A 15,800-nucleotide genomic window follows, 5' to 3' on the forward strand; every position below is an offset into this window, starting at 1 on the left:
TCACTCGTAGACGAGCGCCTACATTTTCCTTGCAGCGCTCCTCGGTCATTCTAATCCAGTCCGACCACCCCCGCCATAAGCATTGACAACCGCCGCGATAGCGCTTTGCTTGTCTGGCAAGGGCCGGAGCCCGTTTGCGGCACCCTGCTCCGCATCAATGCGGATGCTTCAGATGCCGACCCAAAATGAACGTTTCGGACGATTTGTCGCGGGACGCCTTCGGCTTGCGCGGCGCGACGGTCTTAAACTGCTGTTTGAACTTCTCGACGATCTGGCTGTAGCCGCTGCCGTGAAAACACTTCACGAGCAGCGCACCGTCCGGCTTCAGATGGTTCTGCGCGAATTCGAGCGCCAGATCGCACAGATGCTCGATGCGCGCCGCGTCCGCCGAGGCCACGCCGGAGAGGTTGGGGGCCATGTCGGAAATAACAAGGTCCACCGCGCGGCCTTCGAGCAATTCTTCGAGCCGGTGGAGGACCTCGTCCTCGCGGAAGTCGCCCTGGAGGAAGTGGACGTCGGCGATCGGCTCCATCGGCAGGATGTCGAGCGCAACGATCGTGCCGTCGATGCCGCCTTCGCGCTCCGCGTCACGCTTCTTGCCCTGCGCGAGCTTGTTGCGGGCATACTGGCTCCAGCTGCCCGGCGTCGCGCCGAGGTCGACGATCACCTGGCCCGGACGGATCAGCTTGTCCTGCTCGTCGATTTCCTTCAGCTTGTACGCGGCACGCGCGCGATAGCCCTCCCGCTGCGCCATTTTGACGTACGGGTCGTTGATGTGGTCGTGCAGCCAGTGCTGGTTAAAGCGGTTTTTTGCCATTCGAGAGAGAGATTGCTGCCATTTGCTTCGTGAAGCCTTGCTTTTGGCGGATAATACGCGTCTTCTTCGCGCGGCTGCGGCCCCTTTTGAGGCCCAAGCCGCGATTTTACGTGGTTTCGGCGCGCGGCTGATGCGGTAACTTCCCGCGATTCGCTCCTGACGCAGCGCGCCCCTATTTAGATTTCGACATTTCCATGCCCGCCCTTTCGCTTTCCCCCGCCGAGCGCTCCGCGCTGCGCTCCCAGGCCCATGCGCTCAAGCCCGTCGTGCTGATCGGCGCCGAAGGGCTCACCGACGCCGTGCTGAAGGAAATCAAGGTGCACCTCGCCGCGCACCAACTGATCAAGATCCGTGTGTTCGGTGACGAGCGCGACGAGCGCGTCGCCATTTACGACGAGATCTGCGACCGCCTGAACGCGGCGCCGATCCAGCACATCGGCAAGCTGCTGGTGATCTGGAAGCCCGAGGCAGCCGTGGCGGCCCCGGCCCGCGGCCGCCGTGCCGGCGCGCTGCCGAGCGCGGCTGAAGCCGTCGACGACAAGAAAGGCCGTGCGCCGCGCACCGTCAAGGTCATCAAGGTGTCGCCGAACGCGAGCCCCGTGCGTCGCCCGAAGCCGACCAAGGTCGTCGTGCGCGGCAACGAGCGCGTGACGGCGGGCGGCACCGTGAAGCGTGCGAAAAAGCGTCAGGCCAGCACGAAGCGGCCGCACCAGGACAAGTAATCCTGCCGCGCGGCACGGGGCAACCCGTGCCGCCCTGCCCGCGCGGCGCCCAAGCCGCTCAGGCGTCTTGCGCCGGCAGACGCCAGATCAGCATCAGCCCCAGCACGCTCTCGACGAGATAGAACAGGCTCGAGACGCCATGCAGCATCCCGAAGCGGCTCGCATACGGCGAGTTCGCGATATCGGTGCCCGCTTCCATCGCGGCCACCCGCAGCGCGTTCATGAACGGCTGCAGCGCAAAATACCCGACCAGCACGCACGCGACCATCGCCGCGACGATCCAGCGCACGCGACGATAATCGCCGTTGCCGCGCCGCACCTGCTGGTTCGACAGCGCGAGCAGCAGCACGCCGCACACGACACCGAGGATCGCCTCGATGCGAAACAGCTGGGCGGCGACCGAGCCGGCCGTCATCCGCTCCAGCGTCTTGAACAGCACGGGCGCGACCGCATACCCGATCGTCAGCAGGCTGCCGACCCACACGGCCGACAGCAGACGGAACACGCGATGCGGCATCACGTCGCCCCGCTTCAGATGTAGCTGACCGAGATGATTTCGTATTCGCGCACGCCGCTCGGTGCCTGCACGGCCGCGACGTCGCCTTCGGACTTGCCGATCAGCGCGCGTGCGATCGGCGAGCTGACCGAGATCAGGCCGTGGTCGATATCGGCTTCGTCGTCGCCGACGATCTGGTACTTGACGGTGTCGCCCGACTCGAGATCCTCGAGTTCGACCGTCGCGGCAAACACCACGCGGCCGTCGGCGTCGAGCACCGTCGGATCGATGACTTGCGCGGCGGACAGCTTCGATTCGAGTTCCGCGATGCGACCCTCGATGAAGCCCTGCTTTTCCTTCGCGGCATCGTATTCGGCGTTTTCGGACAGATCGCCCTGTGCGCGGGCCTCCGCGATCGCGTTGATCACGGCCGGCCGCTCGACGGACTTGAGGCGCTGCAATTCATCGCGCAGTTGCCCTGCGCCACGCTTTGTCAACGGAATGGTGCTCATAAACGGCTCAATCGCTAAAAACGGCTATAAAAAAAATCACCGCGATTAAACGTATTCCCGGCGAACCGGAAACACCGCTTAATCGCGGCACGTGTTGCTTCGACAGGTAACTGACTGCTTAGTTTAGGCGAGCGTGAAGACCTTGTAAATCATAGACTTCCAGATCCTTCAGGTAGCGCAGGCCTTCGACGGCCGCGCGCGCGCCCGACATCGTCGTGTAGTACGTGACCTTGTGCGCCTGCGCGCTCATGCGGATCGAACGCGAATCGGCGATCGCCTGGCGCGTCTCGTCGACCGTCGTGAACACGAGTGCGATCTCGCCGTTCTTGATCATGTCGACGATGTGCGGACGGCCGTCCTTCACCTTGTTGACGACCTTCACCGGCACGCCGGCCGCTTCGATCGCGGCAGCCGTGCCCTTGGTCGCGACGATCGGGTAGCCGAGGTCGTGCAGCATGCGCGCGACTTCGACCGCCTTCGGCTTGTCGGCATCCATCACGGTCAGCAGCACCGTGCCCGACTCCGGCAGGCGCGAACCGGCCGCGAGCTGCGACTTGAACAGCGCTTCGCCGAACGTCTGGCCGACACCCATCACTTCGCCGGTCGAACGCATTTCAGGCCCGAGGACCGGATCGACGGTCGGGAACTTGACGAACGGGAACACCGCTTCCTTCACGCTGAAGTACGGCGGCTCGACTTCCTTCGTCACACCCTGCTGCGCGAGCGTCTGGCCGACCATCGCGCGCGCCGCGATCTTCGCGAGCGGCAGGCTGGTCGCCTTCGACACGTACGGCACCGTGCGCGACGCGCGCGGGTTCACTTCGAGCACGTAGATGATGTCCTGCTTCGAACCGTCCGCCTGCGGCACCTGCTGGATCGCGAACTGCACGTTCATCAGGCCGACCACATTCAGCGCCTTCGCCATCGCGCCCGTCTGGCGCTTCAGCTCGGCCACGGTTTCCTTCGACAGCGAGTACGGCGGCAGCGAGCATGCCGAGTCGCCCGAGTGGACGCCCGCCTGCTCGATGTGCTCCATCACGCCGCCGATGAACACCGCTTCACCGTCGCAGATGCAGTCGACGTCGCATTCGATCGCGTCGTTCAGGAAGCGGTCGAGCAGCACCGGCGAATCGTTCGACACCTTCACGGCCTCGCGCATGTAGCGCTCGAGGTCGCGCGGCTCGTGGACGATTTCCATCGCGCGGCCGCCCAGCACGTACGACGGGCGCACGACGAGCGGATAGCCGATTTCGGCCGCCAGCGCGAGCGCTTCTTCCTCGGCGCGCGCGGTGCGGTTCGGCGGCTGGCGCAGGCCGAGATCCTGCAGCAGCTTCTGGAAGCGTTCGCGGTCTTCGGCCGCGTCGATCATGTCCGGCGACGTGCCGACGATCGGCACGCCATGCGCCTCGAGGTCGAGCGCGAGCTTCAGCGGCGTCTGGCCGCCGTACTGGACGATCACGCCGACCGGCTTTTCCTTGTCGACGATCTCGAGCACGTCTTCCAGCGTCAGCGGCTCGAAGTACAGGCGGTCGGACGTGTCATAGTCGGTCGACACCGTTTCCGGGTTGCAGTTGACCATGATCGTTTCGTAGCCGTCCTCGCGCATCGCGAGGGCCGCATGCACGCAGCAGTAGTCGAACTCGATGCCCTGGCCGATCCGGTTCGGGCCGCCGCCCAGCACCATGATCTTCTTGTTGGTGGTCGGCTGCGCCTCGCACTCTTCCTCGTAGGTCGAGTACATGTAGGCCGTCTTGGTCGCGAACTCGGCCGCGCAGGTGTCGACGCGCTTGTAGACCGGGCGCACGTTCAGTTCGACGCGGCGGCGGCGGACGTCTTCCGGCGTCGCGCCGAGCAGCTTCGCGAGGCGGCGGTCGGAGAAGCCGCTTTGCTTCAGGAAGCGCAGCTCGTCGAACGTCAGCGACGCGAGCGTGCGGCCCGACAGCGCCTTTTCCTTCAGGATGATCTGCTCGATCTGCGCGAGGAACCACGGATCGATCGCGGTTTCCGCGAAGATCTCTTCGGCCGTCATGCCGATGCGGAACGCATCGCCGACGTACCAGATGCGGTCCGGGCCCGGCTCGTGGATCTCGATCGCGATCTCGTCGCGGTCGGTCGACTTCTCGTCGAGACCGTCGACGCCGACTTCGAGGCCGCGCAGCGCCTTCTGGAACGATTCCTGGAACGTGCGGCCGATCGCCATCACTTCGCCGACCGACTTCATCTGCGTGGTCAGGCGCGAATCGGCTTCACGGAACTTCTCGAACGCGAAACGCGGGATCTTCGTGACGACGTAGTCGATCGTCGGCTCGAACGACGCCGGCGTCTGGCCGCCGGTGATCTCGTTCTTCAGCTCGTCGAGCGTGTAGCCGACCGCCAGCTTCGCCGCGACCTTCGCGATCGGGAAGCCGGTCGCCTTCGATGCGAGCGCCGACGAACGCGACACGCGCGGGTTCATCTCGATGACGACCATGCGGCCGTCCTTCGGGTTGATCGAGAACTGCACGTTCGAGCCGCCCGTGTCGACGCCGATCTCGCGCAGCACCGCGAGCGATGCGTTACGCAGGATCTGGTATTCCTTGTCGGTGAGCGTCTGCGCCGGCGCGACCGTGATCGAGTCGCCGGTGTGCACGCCCATCGGGTCGAGGTTTTCGATCGAGCACACGATGATGCAGTTGTCGGCGCGGTCGCGCACGACTTCCATCTCGTATTCCTTCCAGCCGAGCAGCGATTCCTCGATCAGCAGTTCGCGCGTGGGCGAGAGATCCAGGCCGCGCCTGCAGATCTCCTCGAACTCCTCGCGGTTGTACGCGATGCCGCCGCCCGAGCCGCCGAGCGTGAACGACGGACGGATCACGACCGGATAGCCGCTGCCGCCGGTGTACGCCATGATCTCGGCGTGCACCTGGGTCGCTTCTTCCATCGAGTGCGCGATGCCCGACTTCGCCGAGCCGAGACCGATCTTGGTCATCGCGTCCTTGAACTTCTGGCGGTCTTCCGCCTTGTCGATCGCTTCCGGCGACGCGCCGATCAGCTCGACGCCGAACTTCTCGAGCACGCCGTGGTGATGCAGGTCGAGCGCGCAGTTCAGCGCGGTCTGGCCGCCCATCGTCGGCAGGATCGCGTCCGGGCGCTCCTTCTCGATGATGCGGGCGACGACTTCCCACGTGATCGGCTCGATGTACGTGACGTCGGCCGTGTTCGGGTCGGTCATGATCGTCGCCGGGTTGCTGTTGACGAGAACGACCTTGTAGCCCTCCTCACGCAGCGCCTTGCATGCCTGTGCGCCCGAGTAGTCGAACTCGCACGCCTGGCCGATGATGATCGGGCCGGCGCCGATGATGAGGATGCTTTTGATGTCTGTGCGTTTTGGCATGGCTTGTGAATTCAATAAGTAATCGTTGTCGTGGGTCGGCCGGCCGCGCTCAGCTCATGGTGGCGAGCGCGAGCTTCACCGAGAAACCGATGAACAGGCCGCCCACGCTGCTCGCCGCGCCCGCCGCGAGCTTGCGGCGGCGGCGGAAATGCTCGGCGAGCCGTGCGCCCGCGAAGATCAGCGTGCTCAGGTACAGGAAGCTCGCGCATTGCGCGATCGCCCCGAGCACGACGAACGACAGCGCGGGATGCGGGAATGCCGGGTCGACGAACTGGATGAAGAACGAGATGAAGAACAGGATCGCCTTCGGATTCAGCAGGCTCACGATCAGCGCCTTGCGCAACGGCCGCTCGCCGTCGACCGCGGGCGGCGCGTCGGCCGGTGCCTGGGCCGGCGCACGCAGCTTTCGCCACGCGCTGCGCAGCATGCCGGTGCCGATGTAGAGCAGATACGCGGCGCCGCCGTACTTGACGACGGAGAACAGCAGCGGGTTCGCCTTCAGCAGCGACGCGACGCCGGCGGCCGACAGCACCATCAGCACCGTGTCGCCGACGAACACGCCGCACGCCGCGCGATAGCCGGCCTTCACGCCGCGCTGCGCCGCGAGCGACAGCACGTACATCGAGTTCGGCCCCGGCAGCAGGATGATGAAGATCACGCCGAACACGTAGGTCCAGATATCCGTGATGCCGAGTGCGTGGCCGAACATGATGCGAATCTCCCGTCCTTCGGTTGCGTCGGTGACGTTAAGCGTTACGCTGCTTCGCCGCGTCCATCAGCGCGGTGAAACGATCGAACAGATAGCCGATGTCGTGCGGACCGGGCGACGCTTCCGGGTGGCCCTGGAAGCAGAATGCCGGCTTGTCGGTCAACTCGAAGCCCTGCAGCGTGCCGTCGAACAGCGACACGTGCGTCACGCGCGCGTTGGCCGGCAGCGAATCCGCATCGACCGCGAAGCCGTGGTTCTGCGACGTGATCACCACGCGGCCGTCGCCGAGATCCTTCACCGGGTGGTTCGCGCCATGGTGGCCCGTCTTCATCTTCAGCGTCTTCGCGCCGACCGCGAGGCCCATGATCTGGTGGCCGAGGCAGATGCCGAAGGTCGGCACGCCGCGCTCGATGAATGCCTTCGTGGCCGCGATCGCGTAGTCGCACGGCTCCGGGTCGCCCGGGCCGTTCGACAGGAAGATGCCGTCCGGATTCAGCGCGAGCGCATCTTCCGCGCTCGCCTGCGCGGGCAGCACCGTCACGTGGCAGCCGCGCTCCGCGAGCATGCGCAGGATGTTGTACTTGACGCCGAAGTCATACGCGACGACGCGGTACTTCGGGGCTTCCTGCATCCCGTAGCCGCTGCCGAGGCGCCATTCGGTCTGCTTCCACTCGAACGGCTTCGTGGTCGACACGACCTTCGCGAGATCCATGCCCGCGAGGCCCGGGAACGAGCGCGCGAGCTCGATCGCCTTGGCCTCGTCGTCCGAACCGGCGAGGATGCAGCCGTTCTGCGCGCCCTTGTCGCGCAGGATGCGGGTCAGCTTGCGGGTATCGATGCCGGCGATCGCGACGACGCCTTCGTCGCGCAGGTAGTCGCCGAGCGTGCGGCCCATGCGGAAGTTCGATGCGAGCGTGGGCAGATCACGGATGATCAGGCCGGCGGCATGGACTTTCGTGGCTTCGACGTCTTCGGCATTGACGCCGACGTTGCCGATATGCGGGTAGGTGAGCGTGACGATCTGACGCGCGTAGCTCGGATCGGTCAGGATTTCCTGATAGCCGGTAATCGCGGTGTTGAACACGACTTCACCGATCGTGTGGCCTTCGGCCCCGATCGAATAACCACGAAAGACCGTGCCGTCGGCGAGTGCAAGCAAGGCGGGAGAAAAAGACGGCAACACGGGAGGCTCCTTGGGGAACACCCTGCTGCCGACCTGTTTACCCTGCCGCGCGAGCGCCGCGCTGCGTAGGCGCGCGGAGTCGCTAGCTGGACGCGACCTGCGTTGTCGAGACGCGAACCCGGCGCGTGGCGCACGAGGCTTCGCGGCATCGCCCGACAGGCGGCGTGCGGCGGATGAACGGGATGAGTGAGGTAGGCGCTAGGGTGCGAGGTTGATCAGCACAAACTTTCAAATTATAGCCCGAAAATGGCCTTATCTTCAATCGATATGGCCGTCCGATCGTACATGCGGCACGCATGGCGCCGTGGCGACGGCGCGCGGCCAGCGCTGCTGCGGCCCCGTTTACTCGGCCGCCCCACCTGTCAGCGTACCGCCGGATCAACCTGCTTGCCAGCGCCGCGCGCGGGCCACACGTACCAGGCTGCGCTCGCGAGCTGCTGCGCGGGCACCCTCGCCTGCACCGACGACATCGCCCCCGCCTGTGGCAGCGGCCCCGTTGCCTTGCACAAACGAAAACGCCGTCACCTCGGTGACGGCGTTGCTGCGCGTTTCGTCGGACGATAAACGCAATCGCGCGACCCGGCCGGACCGCCGCGTCGCGATCGCGACGGCGCTACTTCTTCTTGCCCTTGTTTGCCGCGGCCTTCGGCGCCGCCTTCGCGGGAGCGGCCTTCGCCGCGCGGGCCGCCGGCTTCGCGGCAGCATGCTTCGCGCCGCGCGACTTGCCGCCGACGGACAGGCTCGCGCGCTCGATATGCGCGCCGCCGGCCGACGTCGCGATTCGCTCCGGACCCGGCTCGGCCGGCACCGCGCGGCCGACCGGCACGTGCAGCACGAGCGCCTGACCCGGCATCGCCAGATCGCGATGCGTGCGGTTCCATGCCTTCAGCTGGCCGACCGACACGCCGTAGCGGCCCGCAATCGCCGCCATCGACTGCTTGCGGCGCACGCGGATCAGCATCTTGCGCGTGTCGGGCACGTCGGGCTCCATCGCGAGCACGCCGTTTTCCGCGACGTCCGCGCTAATGTCCTCGTCGTCGTCATCGCCGCGCGGCACGACGATCGTCGAGCCCGGCTTCAGGCGCATGCCGGCCGGAATCTTGTTGACCGACATCAGCGTATCGGCGTCGACGCCGATCTTCTCGGCGATCGCGGCCGGGCGCGCGCGCTCGCTGACCGTATAGGTGGTCCACGTCGACAATTGGCCGTTGTAGGCCTTCAGGCTCTTCTCGAACGCCGCCGCGTTGTCGAACGGCAGCAGGATCTGCGGCTCGGTCGCGCCGAGGATCACCGGCTTCGAGAACGACGGGTTCAGCGAGCGGAACTCGTCGAGCGGCAGGTTCGCGAGCTTCGCGGCCACCGCCACGTCGATGTCGCGCGACGTCGTGACCGTCACGAAATACGGGTGGTTCGGAATGTCAGGCAGCGCCAGGCCGAACTGCTGCGGATTCGCGATGATGTTCTTCACCGCCTGCAGCTTCGGCACGTAGTTGCGCGTCTCGTTCGGCATCCGCAGGCTCTGGTAGTCGGTCGGCAGGCCGGCTGCCTGGTTGCGCGCGATCGCGCGCTGCACGTTGCCCTCGCCCCAGTTGTAGGCCGCCAGCGCCAGATACCAGTCGCCGAACATGTCATGCAGGCGCGACAGGTAGTCGAGCGCGGCGCTCGTCGACGCGAGCACGTCGCGGCGCTCGTCCTGCCACATGTTGCGCTTCAGGTTGTACGTGCGGCCCGTGCCCGGCATGAACTGCCACATGCCGGCCGCCTTCGCGACCGACAGCGCCTGCGGGTTGTACGCGGATTCGATGAACGGCAGCAGCGCGAGCTCGGTCGGCATGTGGCGCGCCTCGAGTTCCTCGACGATGTGATACAGGTACTTCTGCGAGCGCTCGGTCATGCGCTGCACGTAATCGGGCCGCTGCGTGTACCACGTCGTCTGCATGTCGACGAGGTCGGTCTGCAGGTCGGGCATCTGGAAGCCGCGGCGAATGCGCGCCCACAGATCGGAATCTGCGCTGGTCAGGTCGCCGACGGATTGCTTGTCGACGTCGACAGTTTCTTTGGCAGTGGCTGATTTACGGAGGTAGGTGGACGTCGCCTGCGAATCGGCGGCGTTGTTGGCGACAGGGCCCTGGCTCGCACAAGCGGCGAGTAGCAGGACCATCAGCGCGCTCAATATAAGTCGCATGAAAATCTCGGCTTCCGACGGCTGGAAATTGCTGGCGATACTACGGAAGTGCGTGCTTCACGTCAATAAAAACACCGAAAACTCAGCGAAATCCTACATTTGGAGCAATTTTTACAGATGCCACCTGAGGTTTTGGAGTCCTCCGGAATGCCTCATCGGAAACGATTTTTCCACTCGCGCATCAGCGTGAATGCCGCCAGACGATCCGGCACCGTTTCGTGCAGCTCGGCCTCGAGCGTTGCATGGATCGCCGTGCTGTCCGCCCGCATGAACGGGTTGACGGCACGTTCGTGCGCGATCGTGGTGGGCAGCGTCGGCACGCCGCGCGCGCGCCGCGCCTGCGCGTCGTCGCGCCAGGCGGCGAGCGCCGTATTGCCCGGCTCGCACGCGAGCGCGAAACGGATGTTCGACAGCGTGTATTCGTGTGCACAATGCACGTGCGTGTCGCCGGGCAGCGCCGCGAGCGCGTCGAGCGACGCGAGCATCTGCGCGGGCGTGCCTTCGAACAGGCGGCCACAGCCGCACGAGAACAGCGTGTCGCCGCAGAACACGTGCGGGGTGGCCGCGCCTTGACCGGCCCGCTGGAAATACGCGATGTGGCCGCGCGTATGACCGGGCACGTCGAGCACGTCGAACGCAAGCGCCGGCGCATCGAGCGTCACGCGATCGCCGCCCGCGAGCGGCCGCGTGACCACGCCGATCGCCTCGGCCGCCGGGCCGTAAACAACGAGCGGCACATCGTCCGGTTGGCCATCGCGCAGTGCGGCGACACCGCCGACGTGGTCGGCGTGATGGTGCGTGAGTAAAATAGCGGTCAACCGCCAGCCGCGTTCGGCAAGAACACGGCGTACCGGCGCGGCTTCACCCGGATCGACGGCGATCGCATCGCGGCCGTCCGAGACGAGCCAGATATAGTTGTCTTCGAATGCCGGCACCGGCACGTATTCCAGCTCGTTCATGGGCGCGCAATCATCGTTATGTCCGATCCACAAATTATAGACTGGCCCGCCTGGACCGACTCGCCGCCCGGCCGCTACGTGCTGGGCTGGGAGCAGGCGCAGCTCGACCGGATCGTGTCCGACGTCTTCGGGTTTCACGCGCTCCAGCTCGGCCTGCCGCAGCTCGATGCGCTGCGCGAGAACCGCATGCCGTATCGCGGCCTCGTGCTCGATCCGGCGAGCGGCGCGAGCGCGCCGTACCAGTATCCGTGGGCGCGCGAGGCGCGCGCGCCCGAACATGCGCCGGCCGATCGCAGCACGACCTGGTGCGACCTGCTCGACCTGCCGTTCGAGTCGCAGAGCGTCGACCTGATCGTGATGCCGCACACGCTCGAATTCACGTCCGACCCTCACCGCCTGCTGCGCGAGGCCGAACGCGTGCTGATGCCGGAAGGCCAGCTCGTGATCACCGGCTTCAATTCGTTGAGCCTGTGGGGCATGCGACAATCGTTCGGGCGCATGGCGAACCGCCCGTTCGTGCCGGCCGCGCGCGACCAGATCGCGTTCATCCGGCTCAAGGACTGGATCAAGCTGCTCGGCTTCGATCTCGAGCGCGGCCGCTTCGGCTGCTACCGGCCGCCGCTCGTCACCGACAAATGGCTTGCCCGCTACGGCTTCATGGAAGCCGCCGGCGACCGCTGGTGGCCGATCTTCGGCGCCGTCTACATGGTCACGGCCGTCAAGCGCGTGCGCGGCATGCGCCTCGTCGGCCAGATCAGGATGAAGAAGCCCGTGCTCGCGCCGGGCCTGACGCCGGCGGCCACCCCGACCACCCATCAAGAACACTCATGACCACCGACACCATCGACATCTATACCGACGGCGCCTGCAAGGGCAACCCCGGCCCCGGCGGCTGGGGCGCACTGCTGCGCTACGGCGACCGCGAGAAGGAACTGTTCGGCGGCGAGCCCGACACGACCAACAACCGCATGGAACTGATGGGCGTGATCGCCGCGCTCGAAGCGCTGAAGCGGCCGTGCCGCGTGATCGTCCATACCGACTCGCAATACGTCCAGAAAGGCATCAGCGAGTGGATCCACGGCTGGAAGAAGAAAGGCTGGATCACCGCATCGAAAACCCCGGTGAAGAACGCCGACCTCTGGAAGCGGCTCGACGCGCTCGTCGCGCAGCACGAGGTCGAGTGGCGCTGGGTGAAGGGCCACGCGGGCCATCCCGAAAACGAACGCGCGGACGCGCTCGCGAATCGCGGCGTCGAATCGCTCGTGGCCTGAACGCAGGCCGCCCTACTGTCTTTCCCGATTTATCCGACATGCGCCAGATCATTCTCGATACCGAAACCACCGGCCTGAACCCCCGCACGGGCGACCGCCTGATCGAAATCGGCTGCGTCGAGCTGCTGAACCGGCGGCTCACCGGCAACAACCTGCACATCTACGTGAACCCCGAGCGCGACAGCGATCCGGGCGCACTGGCCGTGCACGGCCTCACGACCGAATTCCTGAGCGACAAGCCGAAGTTCGCGGAAGTCGCCGACCAGATCCGCGACTTCGTGAAGGACGCCGAGCTGATCATCCACAATGCGCCGTTCGACCTCGGGTTCCTCGATGCCGAATTCGCGCGGCTCGACCTGCCGTCGTTCACCGAGCATTGCGGCGGCGTGATCGACACGCTCGTGCAGGCCAAGCAGATGTTCCCGGGCAAGCGCAACTCGCTCGACGCGCTGTGCGACCGGTTCGGCATCAGCAACGCGCACCGTACGCTGCACGGCGCACTGCTCGACTCGGAGCTGCTCGCCGAGGTCTATCTCGCGATGACGCGCGGCCAGGACAGCCTCGTGATCGACATGCTCGACGACGCAGGCGCCGACGGCGGCGCGGCGAACGGCCAGCGCGTGTCGCTCGCGTCGCTCGACCTGCCGGTGCTCGCGGCGAGCGACAACGAACTCGCCGCCCACCAGACCCAGCTCGACGAGCTCGACAAATCGGTCAAGGGCACCTGCGTATGGCGCAAGTCCGCCGACGCGGACGCCGCCGAAGCCGCCTGACGCGACACCCCACCCGCCGCGCCGCGGCCGCGCTTACGCGCGCGGCTGCAGCGCGATGACGGCCATCCCGCCGAGCGCGAGCATCGCGCCCACTGCGTCCCAGCGGGTCAGCGCGACGCCATCGACCGCGCGCAGCCAGATCAGCGCCACCGCGATGTACATGCCGCCGTACGCCGCATATGTGCGTCCCGCCGCGCTCGGGTGCAGCGTCAGCAGCCATGCGAACAGCGCGAGCGACAGCGCGGCCGGCACCAGCAGCCACACGGGCCGCCCGCCCTTCAGCACGAGCCACGGCAGGTAGCAGCCGACGATTTCGGCCAGTGCGGTGACGGCAAACAGCGCCGCAATCTTCATCAGTTCGCTCATCCGGTTCCTCGTGGATTCGCCCGTCGCCGGGCGGGCCGCGCGACCCCGCCGCGCGCCGCCGATCATACCGGAGCCGCCCCCACCGGAACGGCCGCCAGACGGGGGATTCCAGGCAATTTGCGCGATCGTCTGCCATCGTGCTATCATGTCGCCTGTTTCAACATTCAATCTCTGTCTATTCGATTTCGAAAGAAGTCCGTCCGTGCGTTGCGGGCCGGTGCTTCGATCGAAATTGCATCCACAGGAAAGCCCGCCCGACAGGCCCGCTTTTCTCGTTTCGTTGCCCCTCCGGGGCGCTTGCCGGAACGCCGGACCCCGTCCGCACCGGCATTCGCCGCTCGCATCACGCGGCCCATTCTTCATGAGCGCACCGTCGCGACGGCCCTTCGGGCCCGCGTCGAAGCAGTCCCTTACGGCCCCTTACCGCCCCATGTGCAGTAAGTGCTTAAAGGCTTGCCCCGACGCGCAGCACACGACATCGCGCTCGCCGGCAAACCGTGTCGGACGGCCCGCCCGTTCCGGCGCAGTCAAAGGAGTGCATGACCTTGACCGCAACACACGTCAGCCCGACCGCTGCTTCTTCCTCCAAGTCGTCCGGCGAGGCCCCGCTCGCCGCGGACGACATTACCGTCGTCGACCAGAGCCTGCTCAAGCGCGCCGTCAGCGCGATGGCCATCGGCAATGCGATGGAATGGTTCGACTTCGGCGTCTACAGCTACATCGCCGTCACGCTCGGCAAGGTGTTCTTCCCGTCGAGCAGCCCGTCCGCGCAGCTGCTCGCGACCTTCGGCACGTTCGCGGCCGCATTCCTCGTGCGTCCGCTCGGCGGCATGGTGTTCGGCCCGCTCGGCGACCGCATCGGCCGCCAGCGCGTGCTCGCCGCCACCATGATCATGATGGCCGTCGGCACCTTCGCGATCGGCCTGATCCCCAGCTACGCGTCCATCGGCATCATGGCGCCCGTGCTGCTGCTCGTCGCCCGCCTCGTGCAGGGCTTCTCGACCGGCGGCGAATACGGCGGCGCCGCGACCTTCATCGCCGAGTTCTCGACCGACAAGCGCCGCGGCTTCATGGGCAGCTTCCTCGAGTTCGGCACGCTGATCGGCTACGTGATGGGGGCCGGCGTCGTCGCGCTGCTCACCGCGTCGCTGTCGCAGGAAGCACTGCTGTCGTGGGGCTGGCGCGTGCCGTTCCTGATCGCGGGCCCGCTCGGCCTGATCGGCCTGTACATCCGGATGAAGCTCGAGGAAACGCCGGCGTTCAAGCGCCAGGCCGAAGAGCGCGAAGCGCAGGACAAGGCCGTGCCGAAGGCACGCTTTCGCGAAACGCTGCTGCACAACTGGCGCGCGCTGCTGCTCTGCGTCGGCCTCGTGCTGATCTTCAACGTGACCGACTACATGGTGCTGTCGTACCTGCCGAGCTTCATGTCGTCGACGCTGCACTTCGACGAGTCGCACAGCCTCGTGCTGGTGCTGATCGTGATGGTGCTGATGATGCCGCTGACGCTCGCCGCCGGCCGCCTGTCGGACAAGATCGGCCGCAAGCCCGTGATGCTGTCCGGCTGCGTCGGCCTGCTCTTGCTGTCGATCCCGTCGATGATGCTGATCCATGCGGGCACCACCGCATCGGTGTTCGGCGGCCTGCTGATCCTCGGCATGCTGCTGTCGTGCTTCACCGGCGTGATGCCGTCCGCGCTGCCGGCGCTGTTCCCGACCGAGATCCGCTACGGCGCGCTCGCGATCGGCTTCAACGTGTCCGTGTCGCTGTTCGGCGGCACGACGCCGCTGGTGACCGCGTGGCTCGTCGACGTGACCCACAACCTGATGATGCCCGCGTACTACATGATGGGCGCCGCCGCGATCGGCATCGTGTCGGTGCTCGCGCTGGCCGAGACCGCGCGCCAGCCGCTCAAGGGCTCGCCGCCGGCCGTCGCGACGCGCCGCGAGGCACACCAGCTGGTGCGCCAGCTGCGCGAGGACGACGACGCGGACGTCTACGGCGTCGTGCCGACCGCGCGCGCTTGAGCGTCACCCACGAAAAAGCCCCGGCACAAGCCGGGGCCCGATCGACTCCGCTCCGCCCGACCGGCTTGCCGCCGGCCGGGCATTTTTTCATCCGTGCAGCGGACGCGCGTTCATGCGTGCGCTTCGCCGTGGCGGGAGAAGATCAGCGCGCGCGAGCGCGACACCGCAGCCTGCGCGCCACGCGCGGCGACGATCAGGCCGACCTGGCCGAGATTGAAATCGCGCTCGACCATCAGCTGCGTCAGCGCGGCAAGCGGCAACACGACGGACGGGTGGTACAGGCTCGATTCGATCAGGGCTCTCATCATCGGCTCCATCAGGCAATGCATATTCGATGGAGTGGATTCTAGGGATGGGCCGCATCCGGATAAACCGCACGAATGCGAAGTCACTTGTTGGCGGCGGTGAAC

The 15,800-nt window shown here is 66.3% G+C and carries 14 protein-coding genes and 1 pseudogene; 5 read left to right on the forward strand and 10 right to left on the reverse strand.

Translation table 11 applies throughout. The annotated features are described in order from the left end of the window. Nucleotides 1–154 precede the first annotated feature (154 nt). Nucleotides 155–817, reverse strand: coding sequence for an RlmE family RNA methyltransferase (locus DIE22_RS14940; RefSeq protein WP_124499593.1), 663 nt, complete (start codon nt 815–817; stop codon nt 155–157). Nucleotides 818–1,011: 194 nt separating this feature from the next. Here DIE22_RS14940 and DIE22_RS14945 point away from each other — a divergent pair, with 194 nt between their 5' ends. Next, a complete protein-coding gene (locus tag DIE22_RS14945) occupies nt 1,012–1,539 on the forward strand; it encodes a YhbY family RNA-binding protein (RefSeq protein ID WP_124499592.1) in 528 nt (175 codons plus the stop codon). Here DIE22_RS14945 and DIE22_RS14950 read toward each other — a convergent pair. From DIE22_RS14950 to gloB, 7 genes and pseudogenes are all read right to left on the reverse strand, one after another. Beyond that, a pseudogene (locus DIE22_RS14950) lies at nt 1,503–2,056 on the reverse strand (DUF4149 domain-containing protein). The gene DIE22_RS14945 and the pseudogene DIE22_RS14950 sit on opposite strands and share 37 nt — an antisense overlap. Before the next feature lie 14 nt (nt 2,057–2,070). Continuing rightward, nucleotides 2,071–2,547 (reverse strand): transcription elongation factor GreA, encoded by a 477-nt coding sequence (gene greA / locus DIE22_RS14955; RefSeq protein ID WP_014897431.1) that lies wholly within the window; start codon nt 2,545–2,547, stop codon nt 2,071–2,073. Between the two features lie 118 nt (nt 2,548–2,665). Then, nucleotides 2,666–5,920 carry a carbamoyl-phosphate synthase large subunit gene (gene carB / locus DIE22_RS14960; protein ID WP_124499591.1) on the reverse strand — a complete coding sequence of 1,085 codons (3,255 nt, stop codon included), beginning with the start codon at nt 5,918–5,920 and terminating at the stop codon, nt 2,666–2,668. 49 nt (nt 5,921–5,969) lie between these two features. After that, the gene (leuE, locus tag DIE22_RS14965) at nt 5,970–6,629 is read right to left on the reverse strand and encodes a leucine efflux protein LeuE (RefSeq protein WP_124499590.1); all 660 of its coding nucleotides are present in this window, start codon (nt 6,627–6,629) and stop codon (nt 5,970–5,972) included. 37 nt (nt 6,630–6,666) lie between these two features. Continuing rightward, complete coding sequence (gene carA / locus DIE22_RS14970; RefSeq protein WP_124499589.1) at nt 6,667–7,812, reverse strand: glutamine-hydrolyzing carbamoyl-phosphate synthase small subunit; 1,146 nt, start codon at nt 7,810–7,812, stop codon at nt 6,667–6,669. 613 nt (nt 7,813–8,425) lie between these two features. Next, the gene (locus DIE22_RS14980; protein WP_124499588.1) at nt 8,426–9,997 is read right to left on the reverse strand and encodes a transglycosylase SLT domain-containing protein; all 1,572 of its coding nucleotides are present in this window, start codon (nt 9,995–9,997) and stop codon (nt 8,426–8,428) included. 152 nt (nt 9,998–10,149) lie between these two features. Beyond that, entirely contained in the window at nt 10,150–10,956 is an 807-nt protein-coding gene (gene gloB, locus DIE22_RS14990; protein WP_124499586.1) for a hydroxyacylglutathione hydrolase, read from the reverse strand. An 18-nt stretch (nt 10,957–10,974) separates the two neighbouring features. Here gloB and DIE22_RS14995 point away from each other — a divergent pair, with 18 nt between their 5' ends. Genes DIE22_RS14995 through dnaQ form a run of 3 tightly spaced genes read left to right on the forward strand, consistent with a single transcriptional unit; the run spans nt 10,975 to nt 13,000 of the window. Continuing rightward, the gene (locus tag DIE22_RS14995; protein ID WP_124605406.1) at nt 10,975–11,787 is read left to right on the forward strand and encodes a class I SAM-dependent methyltransferase; all 813 of its coding nucleotides are present in this window, start codon (nt 10,975–10,977) and stop codon (nt 11,785–11,787) included. Further along, nucleotides 11,784–12,227: a ribonuclease HI gene (gene rnhA / locus DIE22_RS15000; protein ID WP_124499584.1), complete on the forward strand. Its 444-nt coding sequence runs from the start codon at nt 11,784–11,786 to the stop codon at nt 12,225–12,227. Before DIE22_RS14995 ends, rnhA begins: the two co-directional genes overlap by 4 nt. Before the next feature lie 38 nt (nt 12,228–12,265). After that, on the forward strand, nt 12,266–13,000 hold the full coding sequence (dnaQ, locus tag DIE22_RS15005; protein WP_124605407.1) for a DNA polymerase III subunit epsilon: 735 nt from the start codon (nt 12,266–12,268) through the stop codon (nt 12,998–13,000). Nucleotides 13,001–13,033: 33 nt separating this feature from the next. Here dnaQ and DIE22_RS15010 read toward each other — a convergent pair whose 3' ends face one another. After that, entirely contained in the window at nt 13,034–13,366 is a 333-nt protein-coding gene (locus DIE22_RS15010; protein ID WP_124499582.1) for a YnfA family protein, read from the reverse strand. 539 nt (nt 13,367–13,905) lie between these two features. Between DIE22_RS15010 and proP the strand changes: the two genes are divergently transcribed. Continuing rightward, on the forward strand, nt 13,906–15,390 hold the full coding sequence (gene proP / locus DIE22_RS15020) for a glycine betaine/L-proline transporter ProP (RefSeq protein ID WP_124499581.1): 1,485 nt from the start codon (nt 13,906–13,908) through the stop codon (nt 15,388–15,390). Nucleotides 15,391–15,500: 110 nt separating this feature from the next. Here the strand turns inward: proP and DIE22_RS15025 are convergent, their stop codons facing one another. Beyond that, the gene (locus tag DIE22_RS15025; RefSeq protein ID WP_124499580.1) at nt 15,501–15,695 is read right to left on the reverse strand and encodes a hypothetical protein; all 195 of its coding nucleotides are present in this window, start codon (nt 15,693–15,695) and stop codon (nt 15,501–15,503) included. Nucleotides 15,696–15,800: the final 105 nt, after the last annotated feature.

The organism is Burkholderia sp. Bp9142 (genome assembly GCF_003853415.1).
Lineage (GTDB): Bacteria > Pseudomonadota > Gammaproteobacteria > Burkholderiales > Burkholderiaceae > Burkholderia.

Coding starts and splice junctions, on each gene's coding strand:
- DIE22_RS14940 (WP_124499593.1), bottom strand. CDS start 817: ATGGCAAAAAACCGCTTTAACCAGCACTGGCTGCACGACCACATCAAC.
- greA (WP_014897431.1), bottom strand. CDS start 2,547: ATGAGCACCATTCCGTTGACAAAGCGTGGCGCAGGGCAACTGCGCGAT.
- carB (WP_124499591.1), bottom strand. CDS start 5,920: ATGCCAAAACGCACAGACATCAAAAGCATCCTCATCATCGGCGCCGGC.
- DIE22_RS15010 (WP_124499582.1), bottom strand. CDS start 13,366: ATGAGCGAACTGATGAAGATTGCGGCGCTGTTTGCCGTCACCGCACTG.
- DIE22_RS15025 (WP_124499580.1), bottom strand. CDS start 15,695: ATGAGAGCCCTGATCGAATCGAGCCTGTACCACCCGTCCGTCGTGTTG.
- rnhA (WP_124499584.1), top strand. CDS start 11,784: ATGACCACCGACACCATCGACATCTATACCGACGGCGCCTGCAAGGGC.
- DIE22_RS14980 (WP_124499588.1), bottom strand. CDS start 9,997: ATGCGACTTATATTGAGCGCGCTGATGGTCCTGCTACTCGCCGCTTGT.
- DIE22_RS14945 (WP_124499592.1), top strand. CDS start 1,012: ATGCCCGCCCTTTCGCTTTCCCCCGCCGAGCGCTCCGCGCTGCGCTCC.
- dnaQ (WP_124605407.1), top strand. CDS start 12,266: ATGCGCCAGATCATTCTCGATACCGAAACCACCGGCCTGAACCCCCGC.
- leuE (WP_124499590.1), bottom strand. CDS start 6,629: ATGTTCGGCCACGCACTCGGCATCACGGATATCTGGACCTACGTGTTC.
- proP (WP_124499581.1), top strand. CDS start 13,906: ATGACCTTGACCGCAACACACGTCAGCCCGACCGCTGCTTCTTCCTCC.
- gloB (WP_124499586.1), bottom strand. CDS start 10,956: ATGAACGAGCTGGAATACGTGCCGGTGCCGGCATTCGAAGACAACTAT.
- DIE22_RS14995 (WP_124605406.1), top strand. CDS start 10,975: ATGTCCGATCCACAAATTATAGACTGGCCCGCCTGGACCGACTCGCCG.